This is a genomic window from Streptomyces sp. NBC_01363 (assembly GCF_026340595.1).
Taxonomy (GTDB): Bacteria; Actinomycetota; Actinomycetes; order Streptomycetales; family Streptomycetaceae; genus Streptomyces.
This window is the reverse complement of the sequence record NZ_JAPEPF010000002.1, coordinates 1,307,916-1,330,684: the sequence shown is the minus strand read 5'-3', so window position 1 is coordinate 1,330,684 and position 22,769 is coordinate 1,307,916. Positions and strand designations below refer to the sequence as shown.

Annotated in this window: 23 protein-coding genes and 4 pseudogenes; 12 read left to right on the top strand and 15 right to left on the bottom strand. The window is 68.5% G+C overall.

Features of this window, described 5'->3' with window-relative positions:
• Nucleotides 1-48: 48 nt before the first annotated feature.
• The 5 genes from OG611_RS33800 to OG611_RS33780 all read right to left on the bottom strand — a co-directional run bounded on the left by OG611_RS33800 (nucleotide 49) and on the right by OG611_RS33780 (nucleotide 5,584).
• Nucleotides 49-579 (bottom strand): hypothetical protein, encoded by a 531-nt coding sequence (locus tag OG611_RS33800; RefSeq protein WP_266429007.1) that lies wholly within the window; start codon nucleotides 577-579, stop codon nucleotides 49-51.
• The gene (locus OG611_RS33795) at nucleotides 576-2,012 is read right to left on the bottom strand and encodes a cell wall metabolism sensor histidine kinase WalK (protein WP_266429004.1); all 1,437 of its coding nucleotides are present in this window, start codon (nucleotides 2,010-2,012) and stop codon (nucleotides 576-578) included. Before OG611_RS33795 ends, OG611_RS33800 begins: the two co-directional genes overlap by 4 nt.
• Nucleotides 2,009-2,692, bottom strand: a complete 684-nt coding sequence (locus OG611_RS33790) for a response regulator transcription factor (RefSeq protein WP_266429001.1) — start codon at nucleotides 2,690-2,692, stop codon at nucleotides 2,009-2,011. Before OG611_RS33790 ends, OG611_RS33795 begins: the two co-directional genes overlap by 4 nt.
• 67 nt (nucleotides 2,693-2,759) lie before the next feature.
• Nucleotides 2,760-4,424 (bottom strand): murein biosynthesis integral membrane protein MurJ, encoded by a 1,665-nt coding sequence (gene murJ / locus OG611_RS33785; RefSeq protein ID WP_266428999.1) that lies wholly within the window; start codon nucleotides 4,422-4,424, stop codon nucleotides 2,760-2,762.
• Nucleotides 4,421-5,584 (bottom strand): peptidoglycan bridge formation glycyltransferase FemA/FemB family protein, encoded by a 1,164-nt coding sequence (locus OG611_RS33780; RefSeq protein ID WP_266428996.1) that lies wholly within the window; start codon nucleotides 5,582-5,584, stop codon nucleotides 4,421-4,423. Before OG611_RS33780 ends, murJ begins: the two co-directional genes overlap by 4 nt.
• A gap of 225 nt (nucleotides 5,585-5,809) precedes the next feature.
• Here OG611_RS33780 and OG611_RS33775 point away from each other — a divergent pair, with 225 nt between their 5' ends.
• The gene (locus OG611_RS33775; RefSeq protein ID WP_266428993.1) at nucleotides 5,810-7,024 is read left to right on the top strand and encodes an Ig-like domain-containing protein; all 1,215 of its coding nucleotides are present in this window, start codon (nucleotides 5,810-5,812) and stop codon (nucleotides 7,022-7,024) included.
• A gap of 134 nt (nucleotides 7,025-7,158) precedes the next feature.
• Nucleotides 7,159-8,751: pseudogene (locus tag OG611_RS33770) on the top strand (CocE/NonD family hydrolase).
• Between the two features lie 58 nt (nucleotides 8,752-8,809).
• On the opposite strand, the gene OG611_RS33765 reads toward OG611_RS33770, so the two are convergent.
• The 6 genes from OG611_RS33765 to OG611_RS33740 all read right to left on the bottom strand — a co-directional run bounded on the left by OG611_RS33765 (nucleotide 8,810) and on the right by OG611_RS33740 (nucleotide 14,691).
• A complete protein-coding gene (locus tag OG611_RS33765; RefSeq protein ID WP_266428990.1) occupies nucleotides 8,810-9,682 on the bottom strand; it encodes an amino acid ABC transporter permease in 873 nt (290 codons plus the stop codon).
• Nucleotides 9,679-10,323, bottom strand: a complete 645-nt coding sequence (locus tag OG611_RS33760) for an amino acid ABC transporter permease (RefSeq protein WP_266428987.1) — start codon at nucleotides 10,321-10,323, stop codon at nucleotides 9,679-9,681. Before OG611_RS33760 ends, OG611_RS33765 begins: the two co-directional genes overlap by 4 nt.
• A gap of 17 nt (nucleotides 10,324-10,340) precedes the next feature.
• Nucleotides 10,341-11,252 (bottom strand): glutamate ABC transporter substrate-binding protein, encoded by a 912-nt coding sequence (locus OG611_RS33755; RefSeq protein WP_266431371.1) that lies wholly within the window; start codon nucleotides 11,250-11,252, stop codon nucleotides 10,341-10,343.
• Between the two features lie 14 nt (nucleotides 11,253-11,266).
• On the bottom strand, nucleotides 11,267-12,010 hold the full coding sequence (locus OG611_RS33750) for an amino acid ABC transporter ATP-binding protein (RefSeq protein ID WP_266428985.1): 744 nt from the start codon (nucleotides 12,008-12,010) through the stop codon (nucleotides 11,267-11,269).
• 123 nt (nucleotides 12,011-12,133) lie between these two features.
• On the bottom strand, nucleotides 12,134-12,574 hold the full coding sequence (locus OG611_RS33745) for a DUF6278 family protein (protein ID WP_266428982.1): 441 nt from the start codon (nucleotides 12,572-12,574) through the stop codon (nucleotides 12,134-12,136).
• A 932-nt stretch (nucleotides 12,575-13,506) separates the two neighbouring features.
• On the bottom strand, nucleotides 13,507-14,691 hold the full coding sequence (locus tag OG611_RS33740; protein WP_266428979.1) for a helix-turn-helix domain-containing protein: 1,185 nt from the start codon (nucleotides 14,689-14,691) through the stop codon (nucleotides 13,507-13,509).
• A gap of 120 nt (nucleotides 14,692-14,811) precedes the next feature.
• Here OG611_RS33740 and OG611_RS33735 point away from each other — a divergent pair, with 120 nt between their 5' ends.
• From OG611_RS33735 to OG611_RS33700, 8 genes and pseudogenes are all read left to right on the top strand, one after another.
• On the top strand, nucleotides 14,812-15,354 hold the full coding sequence (locus tag OG611_RS33735; protein WP_266428977.1) for a flavoprotein: 543 nt from the start codon (nucleotides 14,812-14,814) through the stop codon (nucleotides 15,352-15,354).
• 9 nt (nucleotides 15,355-15,363) lie between these two features.
• Nucleotides 15,364-15,537, top strand: a complete 174-nt coding sequence (locus OG611_RS33730) for a hypothetical protein (protein ID WP_266428974.1) — start codon at nucleotides 15,364-15,366, stop codon at nucleotides 15,535-15,537.
• Between the two features lie 78 nt (nucleotides 15,538-15,615).
• On the top strand, nucleotides 15,616-15,825 hold the full coding sequence (locus OG611_RS33725) for a hypothetical protein (protein WP_266428971.1): 210 nt from the start codon (nucleotides 15,616-15,618) through the stop codon (nucleotides 15,823-15,825).
• Between the two features lie 249 nt (nucleotides 15,826-16,074).
• On the top strand, nucleotides 16,075-16,470 hold the full coding sequence (locus OG611_RS33720) for a hypothetical protein (protein ID WP_266428968.1): 396 nt from the start codon (nucleotides 16,075-16,077) through the stop codon (nucleotides 16,468-16,470).
• Between the two features lie 406 nt (nucleotides 16,471-16,876).
• A complete protein-coding gene (locus tag OG611_RS33715; protein ID WP_266428965.1) occupies nucleotides 16,877-17,503 on the top strand; it encodes a LysE family translocator in 627 nt (208 codons plus the stop codon).
• 56 nt (nucleotides 17,504-17,559) lie between these two features.
• A pseudogene (locus OG611_RS33710) lies at nucleotides 17,560-17,931 on the top strand (transposase family protein); the annotation flags it as partial.
• Between the two features lie 114 nt (nucleotides 17,932-18,045).
• Nucleotides 18,046-18,645, top strand: coding sequence for a GNAT family N-acetyltransferase (locus tag OG611_RS33705; protein WP_266428963.1), 600 nt, complete (start codon nucleotides 18,046-18,048; stop codon nucleotides 18,643-18,645).
• Entirely contained in the window at nucleotides 18,626-19,105 is a 480-nt protein-coding gene (locus OG611_RS33700; protein ID WP_266428960.1) for a glycoside hydrolase family 108 protein, read from the top strand. Before OG611_RS33705 ends, OG611_RS33700 begins: the two co-directional genes overlap by 20 nt.
• Nucleotides 19,106-19,214: 109 nt before the next feature.
• Here OG611_RS33700 and OG611_RS33695 read toward each other — a convergent pair whose 3' ends face one another.
• The 4 genes and pseudogenes from OG611_RS33695 to OG611_RS33680 all read right to left on the bottom strand — a co-directional run bounded on the left by OG611_RS33695 (nucleotide 19,215) and on the right by OG611_RS33680 (nucleotide 20,854).
• Complete coding sequence (locus OG611_RS33695) at nucleotides 19,215-19,613, bottom strand: hypothetical protein (RefSeq protein WP_266428958.1); 399 nt, start codon at nucleotides 19,611-19,613, stop codon at nucleotides 19,215-19,217.
• 20 nt (nucleotides 19,614-19,633) lie between these two features.
• Nucleotides 19,634-19,979 (bottom strand): annotated as a pseudogene (locus tag OG611_RS33690) (N-acetylmuramoyl-L-alanine amidase); the annotation flags it as partial.
• A 45-nt stretch (nucleotides 19,980-20,024) separates the two neighbouring features.
• Nucleotides 20,025-20,306 (bottom strand): hypothetical protein, encoded by a 282-nt coding sequence (locus tag OG611_RS33685; protein WP_266428955.1) that lies wholly within the window; start codon nucleotides 20,304-20,306, stop codon nucleotides 20,025-20,027.
• Between the two features lie 92 nt (nucleotides 20,307-20,398).
• Complete coding sequence (locus OG611_RS33680; protein WP_266428952.1) at nucleotides 20,399-20,854, bottom strand: hypothetical protein; 456 nt, start codon at nucleotides 20,852-20,854, stop codon at nucleotides 20,399-20,401.
• Nucleotides 20,855-21,039: 185 nt separating this feature from the next.
• On the opposite strand from OG611_RS33680, the pseudogene OG611_RS33675 reads away from it, so the two are divergent.
• Together OG611_RS33675 and OG611_RS33670 are read left to right on the top strand one after the other, a co-directional pair.
• A pseudogene (locus OG611_RS33675) lies at nucleotides 21,040-21,962 on the top strand (transposase).
• The gene (locus OG611_RS33670; protein WP_266428949.1) at nucleotides 21,949-22,749 is read left to right on the top strand and encodes an alpha/beta fold hydrolase; all 801 of its coding nucleotides are present in this window, start codon (nucleotides 21,949-21,951) and stop codon (nucleotides 22,747-22,749) included. The pseudogene OG611_RS33675 and the gene OG611_RS33670 overlap by 14 nt, the downstream one beginning before the upstream one ends.
• The last annotated feature ends 20 nt before the right edge of the window (nucleotides 22,750-22,769 follow it).

The following is a 22,769-nucleotide window of genomic DNA, read 5'->3' as shown; positions in this document are numbered from 1 at the left end:
GCCTGGCTCCACCCGGGTCGAGCCAGGCCCCCCTTCCACCGGCCGGGATCACACGGCGCATCGGGCCGGCCCGATGACGCCGTCGGTGCCGACCACCTTCACCGCCTCGCCCCGGTCCGCGGTGCGGGCCTGCGCGGCGGTGCAGATCAGCTGCTGGCGGGCCACCTCGGAGAGTGTGGTGACGGCCGTGTTCAACCGGACCAGGACACCGTCCGGGCCCAGCTCGATGCTCAGAGCGATGCGGGCGTAGGGAAGTTCGGTGCGCAGGCCGGTCTCGACCTCGCTCTTGTTCGGCCCTTCGAAGAGCAGGGCGACCGCCCGATTGGCCCCTCCCCACGTCGCTTCCGTACCGCCAGGGAAGGTGCCTTCCGCCGGTATCGCGATGGGCCGTACGACGGGCATCAGCCGGTTCGCGGACGACGAGGACACGAAGTAGAGCAGTGTGCTCTGCTCGCGTCCCGGCGCCACGTCGACGATCGCCGGGTCGCCGACCTCGACGACGTCCGTGGCCCGTATCCCGCACCCGGTCACCAGCAGGACGAGGGGCAGCAGTGCGCCGAGGGCGCGTACGCCCCTCACGGCCCCTCCAGCGGCAGTTCCACGGTGAGGACCGCGCCGCCCCCGGTCCCGTCGGCGGCGCGCACGGTGCCGCCGTGCAGCCGTACGTTCTCCTGGGTGATCGCCAGTCCGAGTCCGCTGCCGGCCGACCGGGTACGGGCCGCGTCGGCCTTGTAGAAGCGGTCGAAGATATGGGGCAGCACGGCGGGGTCGATGCCCGGACCGCTGTCCGCGACCTCGGCCACCAGCCGGTCCACCGCGCCCTTCCGCTCGGTCCGCAGCCGTACCGTGACGGGCTCCGCACCGTGCCGCAGGGCGTTGCCGACGAGGTTGGCGACGATGACGTCGAAGCGGCGCGGATCGAGCATGGCCCGTATTCCGTCGGGGAGTTCGGTGCGGACCTGATTCTCCCAGTGCCTGTTCTCCAGGGTCTTGCGGATCGCTTCGGCGACATCGACCTCGTCGAGGTGGAGGTCCGCCGCCCTCGCGTCGAAGCGGGAGATCTCCATCAGGTCCTCGACGAGGGTGGCGAGCTTGCCCGTCTCGGCGCTGATCAGCCGGACGGCCGCCGCGGTGTCGGGGTTCAGCTGGGCCGCGTCCTCGTCGAGCACCTCGGTGACGGCGAGCATTCCGGCGAGCGGGGTGCGCAGCTCGTGCGAGACGTCGGAGGCGAAGCGCCGGGCCCGCGCCTCCGCCTGTCGGAGCTCCGCCACCGACTCCTGGAGCTTCGTCGACGAGTCGTTGAACGTCCGGGCGAGTCCGGCGAGTTCGTCGGAGCCCCGGACCTCGATCCGGGTGTCGAGTTCGCCCCGGCCGATGCCTGCGGCGGCCCGCCGCAGGTCGCGCACCGGGCGCAGCACGCTGCGGGCCGCGAGCAGTGCGGGCACCAGCGCGATCAGGAGGGCGGGCAGGGCGCCGTCGCGGGCCGCGGTCACCATGGCTTCGACATTGGCCGCCTCGGTGGAGAGCCGCATCACGGCGTAGAGGACGAGTCCGGTGGGCTGGCCCCCGTCGCCGCGGTCGATGAGGGCGGGCATTCCGACGGTCAGCCAGGGCACGCCGTCCTTGACGACCCGTTGGAAGGAGCCGTGCACACTGCCTCGGGCGGCGGCCTGCAGTTCGGGCGTGATCACCTCGGAGGTGGGACGGTTCGAGGAGGAGACCCGGATCGTCCCGTACTCGGCGAAGACGACCCAGGGATGCGGCTTGCCTTCATTGGCGAGGCTCCGGCAGGCCCGCCGCAGCTGTTCCTCGTCCACCGGCAGGGTCACGGCCTGTGCGCCGATCCGGTCGCGGAACTGGTCGACGGCCGTGTCCTGGGCCTGTTGCAGGATGGCTGAACGGGCCTCGCGGTAAGTGAGGGTGGCGGTGGTGGCGGCGCTGATCGCCGCGACCAGGAGGAAGGCTCCGACGAGACGGGTACGCAGTCCGAACCGGGCGGCGAAGAGTCTCATCCGAGCGGACCGAAGCGGTATCCGAAGCCGCGGACGGTCTGGATGTAGCGCGGGCTGCCCGCCACGTCCTCGATCTTCTGCCGCAGCCGCCGCACACACGCGTCGACCAGGCGCGCGTCCCCGTGGTAGCTGTGCTCCCAGACGTATTCGAGGAGCTGCTGTCTGCTGAAGACCTGCTCGGGCGAAGCCGACAGATGGAGCAGCAGTTTCAGTTCGGAGGGTGCGAGCAGGAGGCGCTGCCCGGCCTTGGCGACCGAGAGTCCGGCCCGGTCGACGGTCAGTTCGCCGTGGATCTCGGTGCCGCCGCGCCCGGCCGGCTCGACGAGCCTGCGCAGTACGGCACGGATCCTGGCCTCGATCACTTCGGTACGGGCCGGCTTGACGATGTAGTCGTCGGCGCCGGCCTCCAGCCCGACGACCACGTCGAAGTCGTCGCCCCGGGCCGTGAGCATGATGATCGGCAGCTGGCTGGTCTCGCGTATCCGGCGGCAGACCTGGACCCCGTTCATCGCGGGGAGCATCAGGTCGAGGAGCACCAGATCGGGCCGGAACTCCCCCAGGGCGGCCAGCCCCGCCTCGCCGCTCTCCACAGCGCGCAGTTCGTGGCCGCGCCGCCGCAGCCCCAGCTCGACCCCTTCGCGTACGGAGGGGTCGTCTTCGATCAGCAACACGCGAGGCATGACAGCAGTATCCCAGCGATCAAGAAATGGATTCGAATGGGTGAGCGGGCGGATCTGCCCGGCGGGGTCATGCCCGCCGCAGCCGTCCCCGGCCCGCCGCGATCACGGCGCTGACCTCCCGCAGCCGGAGCGGCCGGGCCAGCAGCGCCACCGTGAGCAGGAGCACGAAGGAGCCCGCGCCCACCGCCGCGAAGTCCCCGAACCCGGCGCAGCTCCGGGCGGCCAGGTACCCCAGCAGCCCGGCGGGCACGGACGCCACCACCAGCCGGAGCTGCGCCCACAGCGCGGGCGACCGCACCGGCGGGGTTCCGGCGGCGTCACCGCGGCCGAGCCTGCGGTGCAGCACGTACGCGGTGGCCGCGAAGCCCGCGAACAGCGCCACCGAGTAGGCGCCGGCCATTCCCGTCACGGCCCAGCGGACCGGCAGCAGCAGATACGCGGCGACCGAGAGCCCGGCGTTGAGCGCCGCGATCACCAGATTGAGGAGGAACGGCGTGCGGGTGTCGCTCATCGCGTAGAACGCCCGGGAGAGCACGTACTGTCCCGAGTAGGCGATGAGTCCGGGCGCGAACGCCATCGTCATGCCCGCCATCACGGCGATGTCCGCGTCGTCCGTGGCCCCGTACCCGTACACCGCTCCCATCACCCACGGTGCCAGTGCGAACAGCAGGGCCACCGCGGGCACCACGACCGCGGCCGAGGTGCGCAGGGCGTACGAGACGTCGCGCCGCAGGCCCGGCAGGTCGTTGTCGGCCGCCGCCCGGCTCATCCGGGGCATCATCGCGGTGACGAGCGAGACGGTCACGATGCCGTGCGGCACCACCCACAGCTGATAGGCATAGCTGTACGCGGTGTAGCCGGCGCCTCCCGCCAGTTCCATGTTCTCGGCGCGCTGGCCGATGGTGGTGGAGAGCCGGGTCACCACCCAGTAGGCGATCTGGTTGGTCAGCACGAGCATGACCAGCCAGCCGGCCGCGCGCAGCGGCCGGGTGAGGCCGCTGCCCCGCCAGTCGAACCGGGGGCGCCAGCGGAATTTCGCGGCGCGCAGCGCGGGCACCAGGGCGAGCGTCTGGACGACGATCCCGGCCGTCGTGCCCCAGCCGAGCCACCGGGCCTGGGCCGGGGCGAGCGTGCCGTCGGAGCCCACCGCGATGCCCAGGTAGAGCCCGAACACGGCGATGATCACCACGTTGTTGAGGACCGGGGTCCACATCATCGCGCCGAACCGCCCCCGGGCATTCAGTACTTGCCCGAGGAGGGTGAACAGTCCGTAGAAGAGGATCTGCGGCAGGCAGTAGCGGGCCAGTGCGACGGTCACGTCCGCCTGTGCGCCCTGGTAGCCGGGGGCGTAGACCGCGACGATCCACGGTGCGGCGAAAACCGTGAGGCCGGTGAGGGCGAGGAGGCCGACGGTGCAGACGGTGAGCAGCCGGTCGGTGTACGCGGCCCCGCCGTCGGCGTGGTTCTTCGCCGCTCGCACCAGCTCGGGGACGAAGACGGCGTTGAGTGCCCCGCCGATGAGCAGCGTGTAGAGGATGTTGGGCACGGTGTTGGCGACGTTGTACCCGTCGGCCCGGAGCCCGGTGCCGAGCGCGGCGACGACGACCGCCGAGCGTATGAACCCGGTCGCCCGGGAGACGATGGAGCCGGCCGCCATGACGGCGCCGTTGCGCAGCACCGAACGGGGCTTGGGGTCCGCGACCGTCGTGCCGGTCACTTCGGTGGCCGTCATCGGCGGGCCAGGTAGGCCTGGAACGCCCGGTACAGCGCGTTGTTCGTGGCTCCGCCCACCGATGTCTCCCACTCTCCGAGCGTCTCGACGACCTGACCGCCGGTGCCGAGCTTCCAGCGGAGCAGCCCGAAGGGGCGGTCGTCGGGGTCAAGGGTGGAGGGTACCCCGCGCATGTCGTGCACATCGGCACCGAGCCCATGGGCATCGAGCATCATCCGCCACTGCAACGCGTTGCTGGGACGGACCTCGCGGCGGTGGTCGGCGGACGCTCCGGTCTGGTACCAGGCCCGTCGGCCGGTGCTGACCATGGTGTGGGCGGCCAGGATCTCGCCCTGGTGGACGGCGAGGTAGAGCCTCATCCGGCCGGGCTGTTCGGCGTTGAGTGCGGCGTACTGCCGCTGGAAATAGGCGAGGGAGCGGCCGAGCCGGAAGCCGTCGCGTTCCTCGGTGATCCGCAGCAGCCGGTGGAACTCCGGGAGTTCGGACTCTCCGCCGATGACGATCCGCACCCCGGCCTGCCGGGCCTTGCGCACGTTGCGGCGCCATTCCTGGTTGAGCCCGGACCAGAGCTGGTCGGGGGTCCGTCCGGCGAGCGGCACGTGGAAGACATGGCGCGGCTGTGCGTCGGCGTCCTCGCCGTCGCCGCCGCAGCGGCGCCAGCCGCGGGCCCGGAGCCGATCGGCGACGGCCGCGCCGAGCGGGTCCACCTCGGTCGCCAGCACGTCGGAGACCTTCCGGCCGGGCCCGGTGGCCGCCTTGAGACGGCCGGTGTCCCAGCGGCGGTACGCCGGTGAGGGACCGATCCGTACGGCGAAGGCGCCGGCCCTGCGCAGATGTGCCACGAGCGGGCCGAGCCAGCCGTCGATGTCCGGGTCGGACCAGTCGGCCACCGGACCTTCGGGCAGATAGGCGAAGTATTTGCGGGTTCCCGGGAATTGGCGGTAGAGCACCAGAGCGGTTCCCGTCAGTTCGCCGGAGTCGCCGTACCAGCCGACCATTTCCGAGGTCCAGCGGTCCTTCACCCCGGCCCAGGACGGGTATTGCAGAAAACTCGCCCCCGGGCGGGTGGACAGGAATGCCCGGTGCTCGGCGGCGGTCAGGCCGCGTATCCGCAGCTCCCGGTCATGGCCGCAGTCTCCGGTCGCGAGCAGCGCTGACATGTTCGTGGCCCTCCCTGGTCCGCCCCGCTGTCGGCTCTGCGGGGCCGCACAGGATGCTCACAGCGGTCCGTGACGGAGCCGAGCGGCATATGTGACCGGACGATGACCGTTGCGCTGCGGTACATGTCACACAGGGCATTTCCCGGCTTTTGGCCGATTTGCGGAACCTATCGTCGGACAAATACCTCTCCATCGACGAGAAGCAATGCCTTGGAGGTTTTTCCGTTGATCGCTGCACGTCGGCCCGTACGCCGTACCGCTCCGCTCGGCCGCCCGGTCCGGCTCACCCTGATCGCCGGTACCGCGGTGCTCGGTACCATGCTCACCGCCTGTTCCGGTGCCGCCGCGTCGGACTCGGAGTCGGACAAGGGCCACGCGGCCGCGTCGGCCTCCGACGCCAAGATCTCGGTGAACCTCCGGGGCGCCCAGGCGGCCCCGGGCACGCCGGTGAAAGTGACGCTGGGCACCGGAAAGCTGAAGGCGGTCACCGTGAGCGCGGACGGCGGTGAGGCGCTCACCGGCCGGATATCCGCCGACGGCAGGACCTGGACGTCGGACCGGCCGGCCGCGCCCGGCACCACGTACGGCGTCGAGGCGAAGAACACCGAGGGCGGCAGCGCGAAGGCCGGTTTCACCACCGCCGCCGCCGACAAGGTCAACAAGCTGTCGCTGGCCCCCGGCAAGAACACCACGGTCGGCGTGGCACAGCCGCTCTCGGTCGTCTTCGACAACCCGGTCAAGGACAGGGCGGCGGTGGAGAAGGCCCTGAAGGTCTCCACCTCGAACAACACCGAGGGCTCCTGGGGCTGGCTGCAGGACTACTCGGGCAAGGACCGCGTCGACTGGCGGCCCAAGGAGTACTGGAAGTCCGGCACGAAGGTCACGCTCGACGCCGACCTCAACGGCATCGACTCGGGCCCGTCCGGCGGCTGGTTCGTCCGCGACTACCGGACCACCTTCGCGATCGGCGCCGACCAGGTGGTCAAGGTCGATCTCGACCGTCACCGGCTGGCGCTGAAGCGGGACGGGAAGACCGTCATGGACGTGCCCATGTCGGCCGGCACCCCCGGCGGCGAGAAGGCGTCCTGGCGCGGCACCGCCGTGCTGATGGCCAAGGAGGGCACGATCAACATGCGCTCCGAGACGGTCGGCCTCGGCGATGCCTACGACAAGATGGTCGACTCCTCGATGCGGCTGACCTGGTCGGGGATGTACGCCCACGCGGCGCCGTGGAACGCGGCCTACTTCGGGGTGGCCAACCACAGTTCGGGCTGCGTCGGAATGAGCGACGCCAACGCCGCCGCGCTGTACCAGCAGGTGCGGGTCGGCGACCCGTTCGAGATCACCGGCGCGGACGCCAAGGGCACGGTCGCGGAGGGCAACGGGTACGGCGCGTGGAACGTGTCGTGGTCCGACTGGCAGGCGAAGAGCGCGCTGTAGCGGGCCGGGGACCCGGGCCTCCGGCAGCAGGCCCGGCGATTGTTACCCTCACGTAACTTACCGACGAGTTACTACGAGTAAGAGGCCGGGGTTACCGTCGGGTCACTTTGTCGTGCACGCGTGAGGAGTGACCCGTGGGACGTCCCTATCCGGCTCTGCGCACCACCGCTTCCCTAGGAACAGCCGCCGTCCTGTTCGCCGGAGCCGTCCTCGCCGCGGCTCCGGCCGCCGCCCTGTCTCCCGCCGCGGCGGTCGCGGCTTCCGCGCCGGGCCTGGAGTTCCACGACATCCCCGGCTCCGGCGGGATCACGCTCAAGGGCAATGTGTTCACGCCCACCGGAGCCGAGCCGGGCGCGAAGCACCCGCTGATCGTGCTGCCCACCAGCTGGGGCATGCCGCAGGTCGAGTACTTCGCCCAGGCGCAGCAGCTCGCCGACTCCGGTTATGTGGTGGTCAGCTACACCTCGCGGGGCTTCTGGCTCTCCGGCGGCAGGATCTAGGTCGCGGGCCCGCCGGACCTCGCGGACGTCTCCTCGGTCATCGACTGGGCCCTCGCCAACACCCCCGCCGACCCGGACCGCATCGGCATGGGCGGAGTCTCCTACGGGGCGGGCATCAGCCTCCTCGCGGCCGGGCACGACAAGCGGATCAAGGCCGTGGTCGCGCTCAGCGGCTGGGCCGATCTCATCGACTCGATCTACAGCGGCCGCACCCAGCACCTCCAGGCCGCCGCCCTCCTCGGCGGCGCCGGTCTGCTCACCGGCCGCCCGAGCGACGAGCTGACCCGTACGCTCACCGAATTCCTCGGCTCCGACCTCGCCAGGGAACAGGACATGATCGAGTGGGGCAGGAAGCGCTCCCCCGCCACCTACCTCGACGAGATCAACGCCAACGGCGCGGCCGTCATGATGGGCAACGCCTGGGGCGACACGATCTTTCCGCCGAACCAGTACGCCTCTTTCTACGAGAAGCTCGGCGGCCCCAAGCGCCTGGAGTTCCGCCCGGGAGACCACGCCACGGCGGAGGCCACCGGACTGCTCGGCCTGCCCAACGACACCTGGACCGACGCGCACCGCTGGTTCGACCGCTACCTCAAGGGCGAGCGCAACGGCATCGACGAGGAGCCGCCGGTCCAGCTCAAGTCCCGTACGGACGCCGGCTACGAGGGCTACCCGGACTGGAAGTCGGTGGGCGCCGCCGAGGAACGGATCGCACTCGACGGCACGAAGAGGATCCACGCGAACATCGACTCGGGCGCCAACGGCGGCATCGTCATGCTGTCCAACGCCCTCGACCAGTTCGTGAAGCTCCCGCCGCTCGCCTCCGTCCCACTGCTGCCCCGTACCTTCGCGGCCGTCTGGCAGTCCGGGAAGTACGCGGCACCGCAGCACATCCGGGGCACGGCGAAGCTCCACACCACGGTGACCGGAAGCAAGGAGAGCGGCACCTTCGTCGCGTATCTCTACGACGAAGGGCCGCTCGGCCTGGGCAAGCTGATCAGCAACGCCCCCTATACCTTCCACGGGCAGACGCCGGGCCGGCCGTTCCCCGTAGACCTGGAGCTGTTCTCCACCGCCTACGACGTTCCGGCCGGTCACCGTCTCACCCTGGTGATCGACACCGTCGATCCGCTCTACATCGAGCACAACCCGACCGGATCGCAGCTGACCTTCTCCTCGACCCCGGCGGACCCGTCGTACGTGTCCGTGCCGTTGCGCGAGAAGTGATCACCGGCTGCTGCCGGGCAGGCACCGCTCTGCCGGGACCGCCTCGCGGCGGACCCCGCTACTGCACTCCCGGCAGCAGCGTTCCTGGTTCGGCCGGTGCGATCTTCACGGCCTTCATCTTCGGATTGCGCCGTTCCCGCTTGGCCACCCAGGTCGCGAACCAGGAGAGCAGCATGCACATCCCGATGTAGATCGGCGAGATCACCATCACCACGGGGATGAAGGGAAGATCGTAGTCGAGGTTGGACGCGATGAGCTTGCCCGCGTGGAGAAATTCCTCGTAGGTGATCAGATAGCCGAGCGAGGTGTCCTTCAGCGCCACGACCAGCTGGCTGATGATCGTGGGCAGCATGGCGCGCACCGCCTGCGGGGCCAGTACGAAGGTGGTGACCTGCGTCTTGCGCAACCCCAGGGCGTACGCGGCCTCGGACTGGCCGCGCTCCACCGAGAGGATCCCGGTGCGGAACACCTCGGCGAGCACCGAGCCGTTGTACAGGGTCAGACCGGTGACCAGGGCGGGCAGCGGCTGCACCTTCAGCGCCACGAAGATGAAGAAGATCATCACCAGGACGGGCATGGCCCGGAAGAACTCCACGAGCACCGTCGCGATCCAGCGCACGGCCCGGTGTTCGGAGAGCCGGCCGACGGCGAGGACGGCGCCCAGCAGGAGGGAGAGCACCGCGGCGTACGCGAACGCCTTGAGGGTGTTGCCCAGTCCGCGCAGCAGCAGTTCCTGGATGCCCTGGTACTCGAAGGGTGTCCACTTGGCGCTGGTGAACTGTTCGGTGTCGAACAGCAGATAGACGACCCAGCCGAACAGGGCGAGGATCAGGGCCGTCGAGACGATCCCGTACATCAGATGGCGCTTGCGGGTCGCCGGGCCCGGGATGTCGTAGAGCGCGGTGGCGGACGGCGCGGTGCGGGTGGTCATCGGGCGACTCCCCAGCGCTTCTCCATCACGTTGAAGAGCGCACTGATGGACAGGGTGATGATCAGGTAGCCGACGGCGATCCAGACGAAGGTCCAGATGATGCTGTAGCCCAGCTCGTTGAGGGTCTTGTAGGTGCCGAGCAGTTCGGTGACGCTGAACGCCCCGGCGATGGCCGAGTTCTTGGCCAGGGCGATGAGGGTGGAGCCGATCGGCGGGATCACCGACCGGAACGCCTGTGGCAGCACCACGGTGTTCAGCGTCTGGCCGAACGTCATGCCGAGGCTGCGGGCCGCCTCTCCCTGTCCCGTCGGCACGGTGTTGATGCCCGAGCGCAGCACCTCGCAGATGAACGCCGAGGTGTAGCAGCCGAGCGCGAGGACCGCGAAGACCTTGAAGGGAAGGACCAGGCCGAAGCGTGGCAGTCCGAGCAGGACCGCGAAGAAGAGCAGCGTCAGCGGGGTGTTGCGCAGCACCGTCACCCAGACCGTGCCGAGCACGCGCAGCGAACCGACGGGGGACACCCGGCAGGAGGCCATGAAGAAGCCGAGGAGCAGGGCCAGGATCGAGGAGTAGACGGTCAGCTCGACCGTGCCGAGGAAGCCCTTGCCGTAGAGCGAGAAATTCTGTGTGAGTACGTCCATGGTCGATGCCCGCCCTCTCAGGTAGCCGGGTAGCGGTCGATGGGCGGCGGCTTCGGCGCGGGCACCCCGGACAGACCGAGTGTGGCCTCGAACGCCTTCTTCCAGTTGCCGTTCCTCTCGTTCGTCTCCAGGGCGTCGTTCAGGGCGAACCGCAGCGCGTTGTCGCTGCGCGGGACGCCGATGCCGTACGGCTCCTGGGAGAACGGCTTGCCCACGACCTTCATCTCCTTGGGCGCCTTGGCCGCGAAGCCCAGCAGGATGGCGTCGTCGGTGGTGACGGCGTCGACCTGGTAGGTCAGCAGATTGTCGACGCAGATCGAATACGTGTCGTAGGCGACCAGGATCGCCTTCGGGTAGTCGGCGGCGATGCGCTGGTACGGGGTCGACCCCGCGGCCGAGCAGACCGTCTTGCCGGCCAGGTCCTGCGGACCGTTGATGTCGTGCTCGTCGGTGCGGACGAGGAGGCCCTGTCCGGCCATGAAGTAGGGACCGGCGAAGCCGACGAGCTTCTTGCGCATGGCGTTGATGGTGTAGGTGCCGACGTAGTAGTCGATCTGCCCGTTCTGCAGCGCCGTCTCGCGGTTGGCGGAGGCGATGGTCTTGAAACGGATCGTCTTCGGGTCGAACCCGAGCGAGGCCGACATCATCTTGGCGATCTCGATGTCGAAGCCGGAGTAGACACCGGTGGCCGGGTCCCTCTCGCCCAGATAGGGCTGGTCCTCCTTCGCCCCGACCCGGAGGTAGCCGCGCTTCTTCGCCTTCGTCCAGGTCGGCGAGGCGGGCAGCCGGAAGCCGGAGTCGACCTTGTAGACCGGCAGTTGCTCGGGCTTCGGGCCCTTCACCGGCGGGCTGCCCTCCTTGCCGCAACCGGCGGCGAGCACGGCCAGCAGGAGACCGGCGCAGGCGGCCAGAGCTTTTCTCGTACGCAACACGGAGCCCCCCGTCAGTGCTTGAGGATCTTGGACAGGAAGTCCTTGGCGCGGTCGCTCTCCGGAGCGGTGAAGAACGCCTCGGGAGTGCGGTCCTCGACGATGCGTCCGTCGGCCATGAAGACCACGCGGTTGGCGGCGGAGCGGGCGAAGCCCATCTCGTGCGTGACGACGACCATGGTCATGCCGTCCCGGGCGAGCTGCTGCATGACCTCCAGCACCTCGTTGATCATCTCCGGGTCCAGCGCCGAGGTGGGCTCGTCGAAGAGCAGCGCCTTGGGGTCCATGGCGAGGGCGCGGGCGATGGCCACCCGCTGCTGCTGACCGCCGGAGAGCTGGGCGGGGAACTTGTCGGCCTGCGAGGCCAGTCCGACCCGCTCCAGCAGTTCACGGGAGCGCCGGTCCGCCTCGTCCTTCTTCCGCTTGCGGACCTTGAGCTGGGCGAGCGAGACGTTGGCCAGCACGGTCCGGTGCGCGAACAGGTTGAACGACTGGAAGACCATGCCCACTTCGGCCCGGAGCTGGGCGAGGCCCTTCCCCTCCTCCGGGAGGGGTCTGCCGTCGATCGCGATGCGGCCGGACTCGATCGTCTCCAGCCGGTTGATGGTCCGGCAGAGCGTCGATTTGCCGGAGCCGGAGGGGCCGATGACCACCACCACCTCCCCGCGGCCGACGGTGAGATTGATGTCCCGCAGTACGTGCAACTGTCCGTAGTACTTGTTGACGTCCCGCAGCTCGATCAACGGATCGACGGCCATACGCTGCCCTACCCACTTTTCGCTGTGTCGAGGTCAGCGCAAACTATCCAGCCCGAAAAGGGACTTCGTCACCGACACGCACAAATGGGGCATAAGGCTTCTTGTTCGGTTGTAGTTAAATCCCTACCCTTCGGCCGACTCCGAGTACACCTGCGAGAGTTCGGGACTGCCGGCCATCGCCCAGTCCAGCCCGGCCTCGACCACATCGATCTCCCTTCCGGAGGCGAGCCGCACCACGGGCCGCCCACTGGGCCAGATGTTCCAGGCCGCGCCGGGGACGTTCCGCACCAGGACCGTCCCGAGGTACAACCCGGCGTCGTTGCCCAGCCAGGGCAGCTCCTCGGGGTCGTCGCGCCAGCGCGGCGGCAACTGATCGAGAGCCGCCAACGAGGCCGGGCTGTCGTCGAGTTCGAGCCCGCGCTGCCCCGCCCGGACACGCAGCAGCTCGCACTCGGCGAGGAGCTCGGCCACGCCATCGGGATCGGCGGCGACGGCGGCGGCGAGCCCCGCCCCCCGCGCACCGTCGTGACGCTTACGCCAGTTGCCCAAGAAAGGGATGTTCATGATCGGATTTCCTGCCGCGCGATACCACTGAATACAGCCCCCACCCGGGTGGCACCGCATTCGGACACTGCCCAGTAGTTAGCTCCAGTTAGCGTCAGTTCGCTCACGTTCCCCATGATCATCTCCCACTCGACTCCCACCGGGCTCCCATTGCGCCGAATCTGCGAAGTGCGAACATCAGCCCACCATGACACAAAACCGGCCCCGGGTCGCTGCACCTTGGGGGGTGTGGACTGCGATCCGAGACCGGCAATATGACCAACGAGAGAGATCACCTCCCGCCGACCACTCATCCAGGCGAACATGTGTTCGAATTTACGACAGTGCAGCTAGCTCAGCGGCATATGCCATGAGGCCACACGCATCACTGCAGCTCTCGACACCACCGTGGTCATGCGCCTCGACTGGTAGACAAACAACAGGGCCCAGCCCATGCCTCGGCATCGAGGACGTGGGCTCCGAGCCGGTCGCGGATGATGCCGGCACTGACCGCGCCGGTGGTGAGAGCCTTCTTGCACCAGACGCAGGCGCGGCCGGCGGACTGATCCCACGTAAGGGTGCGGGGGTCCGGGAGTGGCCGGGGCGTCGGTCCCTCGACTAAGGCCGTCACGACGCCTGCTCTGCTTCCCGGACGGCGCAGGCGGCGGTGTCCGAGCAGGCCCGCGGGAACCAGGAGTACGCGGCGCCCACCTCGGGTCGGGCCCGCTTCTCGCCGAGGTCCCGATCTTCACCGACGGTGAGAGCAGTCCTGCACCAGACGCAGGACCATCCGCGCTGCTGCTGCTCCGTCAGGTCACTGGCTGACGGTAAGTCCCTCACGGTCATGGCGTCCCCGGCTCATCGTTGATCAGGTACAAGACCAGCGTGACGTGCGGGAAGGGGCTGAACGCTCACGAATCTGTGAGCGTTGGCAGGTCAGGGCGTGAGCACGGCTACAGACCGATCCAGGCGGCCATGTGTCCGAGGGTGTCCGGGGTGCGGCGCGAGATGTGCGCCAGGCACTTGATGGTCTCGCGGGCTCCAGGGTGATAGCGCGTCTGCTCCGGGGCGGCGTGCCGGGCGTCGATGATGCTGCTCAGGGCGGCCTCGGTGCGGCCGGTCTCCATCTCTGAACGGGCCTTGTCGATGAGGAAGTGGGCGCGCCGCGATGTGGCCAGCGCCGTCGGCAGGGTGATCTGCCGGGCCTGGGTGAGGGCCTCGTCGTACTGGCGCATCTCGACCGCAGCCGACATCTTGTGGAGCGCGACGTTCGTCGGGCCGAAGCTGAGCCAGTGGACTTCGGAGGCATCCCCGGTCCGCTCTGCACAGTCGCGGGCTTCGGCGATGTGGGTGTCGACCATGGTCTGCCGGTCGGCGCGGGCGGCGATGACGGACGCTCCGAGGTGGAGTTGCCCGGTGACGGCCACTGCCTCCCGGGTCTGCTCGGCTGCACCGACGATGCTGTGGCCAGCGGCGACGAGGCGCTGCCCGATTGTGTACTCACCCTCCCGGAAGTAGACCAGGGCCCGCATGTACTGGCGGATGGCTGCCAGGCAGGGGTCGGAGGCACGGTGGGCTGCCCAGTCCATGCGGTCGAGGGCGACACTGGAGAGGTCGTAGTAGCCGAGCTTCACCGAGATGTCGTGGGCGGTGCGGTACGTCGAGGCGAGGGCCTGCCACAGCTCCGTCGACTGCGCGCGCCAGGCTGCGGTGGTGAGATCGGCGATGGTGGTCGGCAGGAGGCGGGCGGCGTTCCGCAGGCGCGTTGCCCGCACCTGGGCGCACAGATCGTCGGCGTTAGCGATCAGTTGCTCGGCCGGCCTGTCAGCGATGGCGTCGTCGGCCCCCAGGTCGTACAGGTCCAGCGCTTCCCGGATGGGGCGCACGTGTTCGGCAAGGCGGTCCTGCTGCAGTTCGGTCACGTAGGGCTGTCCCGTCAGCACGGTGACGTCGATCCGAAGGGCCTGGGCCACAGCCGCGACGAAGTCGAGGGTGGCGGACTTGGCCCCGCATTCGACTTGGTTGAGAAGGCTGTACGAGTACGGGAGCCGGTCGGCCAGCTGTCGCTGTGTCAGCCTGGCGAGTTTCCGTTGCTCTTTGATCCCTGCGCCTGTGTGGTCGTCGTCCAGTCTGGGCATACTGGTCTCCGTTCCTGACTCGTCATCCGGAACGGTACCCGCGCGTCCGCGCGCTGGATTTCGCATCGCCCCCGACTCCACCCCGTTCGGGGGCGGTTGCATGTGTGGTCGGATGGCGGCATGACGACTCTGTACCTGTTCGGATCTGCCGCCCCGCCCGTCTTCGAGGTTGCCGAGGTCATTGAAGACGCCCAGGCTCGCGGGTGGGATGTGTGTCTCGGGCTGACGCCGACGGCGGCCCGGTGGCTGGGCGAGCAACTCCCAGAGCTGGAGCGGCTGACCGGGCATCCGGTGCGCTCCGAGTACAAGCTGCCTGGGGAACCGGATGTGTGGCCGCCGGCAGATGCGATTCTCTTCGCGCCGGCCACGTTCAACACGGTCAACACCTGGGCCCTTGGTCTGACGTCGTCATTCGTCGTCGGCGTGGTTGCCGAGGGGATCGGGAAGCGGATCCCGACCGTGACGATGCCCTGTGTGAACACCGCCTACGTCCAGCATCCGGCGTTCGACCGATCGGTGGAGACGCTCCGCGGCGCCGGGGTGACGGTGCTGTACGGGCCAGGCGGCTTCGTGCCGAACCAGCCGGGCGAGCGGCACCCCGAGGGCTTCCCGTGGCACCTGGCCCTGGACGCGGTCGGGGCCATTGTCAGTCCCGCCCCGTAGCCTGTTCTCATGTCGATCAAGTCTTCGCCTGCCACGCCTGTGCGCTCGCCTGCCGTGGTGAACGCGGACATTCGCGCACTGTGGGCAGCTGGCCCGCTGTCACCGGAGGGTGAGGCGGAGTATCAGCGGCTGCTGGTGGAGTGGGAGGTCGCGGTCCGGGCGGATGTCGTCGAGGCAGCCTGACCTGCGCGGCTCCGTTCGATTGTCAGTGCTGCCGTTTACGATCCGGCCGCGGCAATCGATATCCCTGAAGATCTGATCGTGCTGGAACGTTCCGCCGCTGAAGAGCAGCGCAAGGCCCTCGCCGAGCCGTACACGGAGGAGGCGTGGGCACCGTGGCGTGAGGCGGCGGCAATGTTCCAGGCCACGGTGACCGCGCACGCCGAAGCGGCCGGGGTTTCCAGGTCCGAGCCGGAGATGGCCGTGAAGAAGGCCGTGCTGCATCCGGAGCCCCCAGCCGACGAGGGCTAACGCGCGTCCGCCCCGTCCGGGCGCTGTTCCGGGCGGGGCGGTCTCGTAGCTGCGCCCAGCCATAGGCGCGAATGTGATGAGTTCACGGTACTGGGCCGGTATGACAACCGGACGGCCCGCCGTGACGGCGGGCCACGGCGGGCCACGGCGGGCCACGGCGGGCCACGGCCAGTGTGGCAGGGGCGGGCTATCCTGCGACAGCGAAGATTGATTGATTGCCAACGAAGTTTGGCTGCAAGGCGAGGGTTGATGAGCCGCCGTATATCCCAAGGCGTCCTGGTCGTCGGGTCGATCGGCGCTCTGATCAACATCGTGGACACGATCGGGACGGGGCGTCTGGAGCCGCACGATGCCTTCGCCCCGCTGGTCGTGCTCGGTGCGGGTGGTGAACTACTCAAAGAGCGGCGGCCCAGGGCCGCGAAGGCGCTGTACGCCGTGGCGTCGGTGCTGCTGGTGGTTGCCGGATCCGTCGCGGGGGCCAGGGCTTGGGCCTCGTTCTTCAGGGGCGCGGCCCATGACTGGCTCGACCTCGGACTCGGGGTTCTGGTCGTGCTCTACGTGGCCGTCGGCGCGGGTCAACTGCTCGCGCACCTGTCCCGCAGAGCATCGAAGTCTCGTAGAAATGCCAGCATGCTCAGCGAGTAGCACCGACACAGGTCACGGGCGGCCGAAAGTTCGCAGAGGCCCAGGAAAGACTTAGAATCGAACTTATGTCCGATAATCCGTCGCGCCTGGTCATGCTGCGCTTCCTCAGGATTCTGTGGAATCAGACTTGTCAAGCGTCTTCGCCAAAGACAGCGCGCCTCGGCCGCGACGCCGCCGAGCTCACCGCGCTGGCTGGGAAGGGTCGTTTGCGAGAGGGCTGACAGCGTAGATCACTCCTTCGAGTGGGAGCTGGATGGCACATACGGCATCAGAATCTGGTGATCACTAAGGCTTGTCCCGCAGTGATCTTCGAGTCCAAGTAGACGCGGGAGAGTCTCGGCCTGGAGACGGAAGAAGCCCCGGGAACTGGTGGTTGGGGAGTGCTCTCGTTGCCTATGCTCGGTGTGTGCAGTGGCATCAGGTACTCGGCTTCATGGCCGCAGTCACACCCCTGACGTTGATTCCCGGGACGAGCTTCACCCTTGTCACACAGCGCGTGATGGCTGGTTCGCGATCTGACGGCGTGCTCGTCACCTTCGGCTCGGCGTGCGGGCTCCTGGTGCACGCAACGCTTGCCGCGGTTGGCCTGTCGGCCCTGGTCATGTCGTCGGCCCAGGCGTTGACAGTGGTGAAGCTCCTGGGTGGCATCTATCTCGTCTGGTTGGGCGTGACCACCTGGCGCTCAGCGCGTCAAGGCATCGAAACTAAGGAACGGGCACGGTGGCGCGTGCCGTGGGTTCGGCTTGGGGGCTTCGGACAGGGGCTGTGGTCCAACGTCCTCAACCCGAAGGCGGCGTCGGTCTATCTCACTCTCATCCCGCAGTTCCTCACGCCCAGCCGCCCCATCGCGCCGCAGATCGCGACGCTCGCGGTCGCGCATGTGGCCATCGTCCTTGTCTGGCTGCTCTTCTGGACGTCCGTGGTCGCCGCTGCGCACACGGCAATCGACACGCCTTGGTTCCGGCGCGGGTTGAGTCGACTGGCCGGAACTGTGCTGGTCTCCCTGGGAGTTCGAACCGCGATGGCTAGATAGGCCCGCACCTCACGGACTGTTCCGTAGCCGCTGGCGACCGATGTAATGATCTTGAAGTGGCTGGTGTGATCACGGCGTCGGAGTCGTCCTGGATAGTCCCGTTCACCGGGCTGAGCCCGCGCGGTTTCGGGAGCTTGGTGACCGCGCTCCGCCGTGCGGGTGCGGATCGAGTGCGGCGGGGCCGGCCGTGGGGACTGCCCCTGGAGGACCGGGTCCTGCTGGTCACCACGTACTGGCGCACCAACCTGACCCTGCGCCAACTCGCCCCGTTCTTCGGCATATCGAAGTCGGCGGCCGACCGCATCATCGACCACCTCGGCCCGCTCCTCGCGCTCCAGCCCAGGCGCCGGTTCGCGACGGACACCGTGCTCATCGTGGACGGAACCCTGGTCCCCACCCGCGACCACAGCATCGCCGAACAGTCCAAGACATCTCATGTCGCTGGTGGGTCAAGTCGGTGCTAGGACTTGTCCGGCCGATCGCTGGAAGAGCTGAGTCTGTGACCTTGACGTGTGGGGCCAGCTTCGGCCGATCATGGCTCCATGACTCGCGCTCTCTCGACGAAGCCCGTCATTTCCTCCGGCTCCCTCGCCAGTTCCCCTCAGCCTGTGCTCACGGCCTTCGGTGGTCTGCTGCTGCGCCCCTGGGAAGGAGGCGACGCGCCAGGGTTCCTCTCCGCTTATCGTGACGACGAGATCCGTCGCTGGCACACGCGACGGCCCTTGACCGAGACGCAGGTCCAGGAGTGGTTCGACGCCTACCGGCGGGACTGGCAACGAGAAACGGGCGGCCACTGGGCGGTCACCCGGGACAGCGGTGAGGTGCTCGGCCGGATCGCCCTGCGCGGCTTGGACTTCGACGACGGCATCGCCAACGTCGCGTACTGGGTGCTCCCGGCGGCCCGATGCGCCGGAGTGGCCTCCAGTGCCCTCGCCACGCTCACCACCTGGGCCCTGCACGAGATCGGCTTCCACCGCCTGGAGCTGGACCACTCGACACGCAACGCGGCATCCTGCAGAGTCGCCATAAAAACTGGCTACCTCCTGGAAGGCACCAAACGCAGCGCCGCCGTGCATGAGGACGGCCGACACGACATGCACCTGCACGCCCGCCTGCTAGGCGATGAGCCTGACGGGCGATGACGTGCGGAGCCAGCCGACGGCCGAGGCGGCGGTCAGGGCGGAGGGGTACACGGGTGGGATCTCGGACCTCCCGCTGGAGAAGGCCAAGGAAATCTACCAGAGCCGCTATTGGCGTCCGCTTCGCCCGGATGCCATCGCCGAGGTATCAGTGCCGGTCGCAATGAAACTGTTCGATACCGGCGTCAATATGGGCAACGGAACAGCGGCAAAGTTCCTGCAGCGCGCCCTCAACGCGCTGAACCGGCAGCAGGCCGACTACCCAGACATGACCGTGGACGGTGCTATCGGCCCGAAGACCGTCACGGCACTCGTGAGTTTCATGAACAAGCGAAAGCCGCAGGGCGAAACGGTGATCCTTAAGGCACTTGCCAGCTTGCAGGGTGCGCGATACGTCGAGATCGCCGAATCTCGGGAACAGAACGAGGCTTTTGTCTTCGGCTGGCTGGCGAACCGGGTCTGACGGCATCGCCCGCTGGGGTGGTCGAGGGCGATCAGGCGGCCTCGACCACCCCAGCCGGTGCCGCTACCGCTCGGGGCTGGGCAGTCCAGCGGCCATAGCAGTTTCGGCGTCACGATCGGGCTTGTGGCGTATTCCCCTGGCGAACTTCGACGATCGGGAGCAGCTGGCGTGGAGTGTCGCCCGATGGAGTGGGGACGTCTGCCAGCCTATTCAAGAGCTGGTCGAGCGCAGCCTGGCCGTCGTCGACCGCCGCCATTTCTTCCTCTGTGAGCGGGATCGTTGCCAGCATCTTTTGGAGGTTGTCCTTCGTCTCCAGGAACTGTCCCTTGCTGGAGTCCTTCGGTGTGTAGAAGTCGCATCGCGCGCACGCCATGCGGTGGGGACACTGTTCGAAGAAGGAGTAGGTGCAGAAGCCGTGGCCAAGGTCGTAGTGCTGCCACGGTTCGCCGCCGTGGCCCTCATCCGCCCCGAGGCCATGCCTATCGGCACCGACGAGACCTACCCGCATGCCTGTGCTCGACTGGGAGTGGGGTCGACCTTGTCGCTCGACCACTCGCGGTGGCCGATCACGGACTGCGCCGCCCAGCCGTGCGCCCGGCACAGGGCGGCCTGCACGCGGACGATGGCGTCGTACTGGGCGGCCGGCCACGGGTCCTTGCCGTCGCCGACGGTTCTCGCACTCCCAGCCGTAGAAGTGCGCGTTGCCGTCGCCCCCGTTGCTGTTGCCGCGGGTCGGCGGAGTCGGCCGGGTGCCGCAGGACTCGGCTACGACCTGCGCCAGCACCTTGGGGTCACCGCCCCCGGCATGGTTGGTGCGGCCCCAACCGACCATGTGCACCCGACCGTCCTTCGCGATCAACCCGTGGCACAGCGGGGGACGCCTCCGTGATCGTGCACGGGGGCGTCGCTTTGGATGTGGTCAGGCGGAAGCTACGCCTTCGGTGGCACTTGTCGGCCAGGCGTCGCCAAGCTGGCGACACAGGTAGACGCGGTTCGCGTAGGCCCGCACGGACGAGTAGGTGGAAGCAAGGCTGGCTATGTAGGCCTCGGCGGCGGCCTGCGCCGCGGCGTCCTCGTGTGGCAGCTGGGACAGGGACGAGCTGAGTGGGATCTCGAAGGTGGTGCCAATCTCAACGCCTTCGGCGTCGGCGTAGGCCGTGATCGTGAACTGAACGGCGTAGGGGCCTTCCGGAATTGACATATTTGATCTCCTCACGCAGGGGCCCGAATGGGACGGCTATGCCAAGTGAGCCTAAAACAGTCGATGTTGGGTGCCATAGGCCTGGGACAGGGTCAGGGGGTGCTGATGCTCGCGATGTTGATCAGTCGGGAGGCGCAGGCGTTGTGGTTCCGGCCGACGAATATCGACCACGGCACCCGGTACACCTTGTCCGTCACCGTCGTGGAGACGCCCGCCTCAGGCACGGACACCGTGATCTGAGTAGCGGTGATGACGCGGCGCAGGGTGTAGACGGTGTTTGCCGTGAGGGCGGTGCGCGCCGCGGTGTTGGCCAGCTGGGTGGAAGTGCCGGCCGTGGCGTCGTCGCGGTAGATCCGCAGGGAGCCGGAGTTGCTGACCTGGACGGTGTATCCGTTGTGCAGGATCTCGGCCGAGGTCAGTTTGGTGGGTGCGTCGTCGGCGCCCAGGTGGAGGGAGAGCAGCGACCAGCCGGCGCCCCAGCCGTCGGCACGCTGAACCGGCCCTGCTTGGTGTACTCGGGGCAGCCTGGGTGGGAGCAGACCCGCCACCGTGTCGGTCTGGGCACTACCCGCCTCCTGTCCGTACTGGGGATGCCGGTAAGGGGGAAGGAACCAGAGCAATGCTCAATACCTGTGGATCACTCCTGACGGAAGGGGGCGCACCTTCCCGATGGATCGATCGATAGGTCATCGCGCAAGGCCGATGTTGCAGCGTCGGTCGGGAAGGTACGCCCGTGCTTACGGTAGTCAACGAGGACGGCAGCACGCCAAGCGGCAGCTCGCTGCCGGATGAGATCCTCCGGGAGGGCGCGAGGCGGATGCTGGCCGCCGTACTGGAGGCCGAAGTCGACGCCTGCGTAGCCGAGTTGGCTGATGAACGCGACACCAAGGGGCGCTGTCTGGTGGTCCGCAACGGCTACGACCAGCCCAGGAAGGTCACCACCGCAGCCGACGTGGTCGAGGTGAAGGCGCCGCGGGTGAACGACAAGCGCGTCGACGAGGCCACGGGCGAGCGCAAGCGGTTCTCCTCCGCGATTCTGCCGCCATGGTGCCGCAAGTCACCGAAGATCAGCGAGGTACTGCCACTGCTCTACCTGCACGGCCTGTCCTCAGGCGACTTCGTGCCCGCGCTGGAGCAGTTCCTGGGCAGCTCGGCCGGACTCTCACCCGCGACGGTCACCCGGCTGACCCAGCAATGGCAGGCCGACCACGCCGCGTTCATGGACCGCGACCTCGCGGAGGTCGACTACGTGTACGTGTGGGCCGACGGCATCCACCTCAACGTCCGTCTGGAGGAGGCCAAAGCCTGCGTTCTGGTCCTGGTCGGGGTGCGTGCCGACGGCTCCAAGGAACTGGTCGCCCTCGACACTGGATCCGCCTGCGGACCACGAATCCGATCGAATCCACGTTCGCCACCGTCCGGCTGCGGACCAAAGTCACCCGCGGCGCCGGCTCCCGCACCGCCGCCCTGGCGATGGTCTTCAAGCTTGTCGAGTCCGCCCAGCAGCGGTGGCGGGCCGTGAACGCGCCCCACCTCGTCGCCCTCCTCCGGGCAGGAGCCCGCTTCAAACGCGGCCAGCTCGTCGAACGCCCCCAAGGCGGTTGCGGCATGATCGAGGCCAGCCGATTACCTGGGGGCCGACGTGGAATGGTCTGAACACGTGGTTGTGAGAGACGGCGTCCGGCTTGCCTGCCGGGACTGGGGCGGGCCTGGGCAGCCCATCGTGTTTCTGCACGGCCTGGCTGGTCACGCGGGCGAATGGGACGTGCTGGCACGGAGGTTGAGCTCCAGCTATCGGGTCGTCGCGGTCGACCAGCGCGGGCACGGCGCCAGCGAGTGCCACCCGCAGGACGTCTCCCGCGCCGCCTACGTCGCAGACGTCATCGCCGTTGCCGATCAGCTGGCACTGCAGCGGCCCGTCCTGGTCGGCCAGTCGCTGGGCGGGCACACGGCCATGCTCACCGCCGCTGCACATCCAGGACTCGTCCGCGCGCTCGTGCTCATCGAGGCCGGCCCCGGCGGTCCGAACCCGGACGGCCCCGTGGACATCGGCGGATGGCTCGACTCGTGGCCGACACCGTTCTCCTCACGCGAAGCGGCAGCCGCGCTCCTCGGCGGCGGACCGGTCGGCGCAGGCTGGGCGGCCGGGCTGGAGGAACGCGACGGCGGATGGTGGCCTCGCTTCGACCGGGGCGTGATGGTCCGCTCGGTGGCGGAGAACGCCCAGCGTTCCTTCCGGCACGAGTGGGGGCAGGTCGCGTGCCCCACCCTGGTCGTCCTGGCCCAATCCAGTTTCATCCCTGCGCAGCAAGCAGACGAGATGCTTCGGCAACGACCCGCCACCATGGCCATGAGCATCCCCAGCGTCGGCCACGACCTGCACCTGGAACAGCCCGAAATCCTGCACACCGCGCTCTTGGGTTTCCTCGAGGGCCTCGCCTGAAACTCCTACGCGGTCACAAC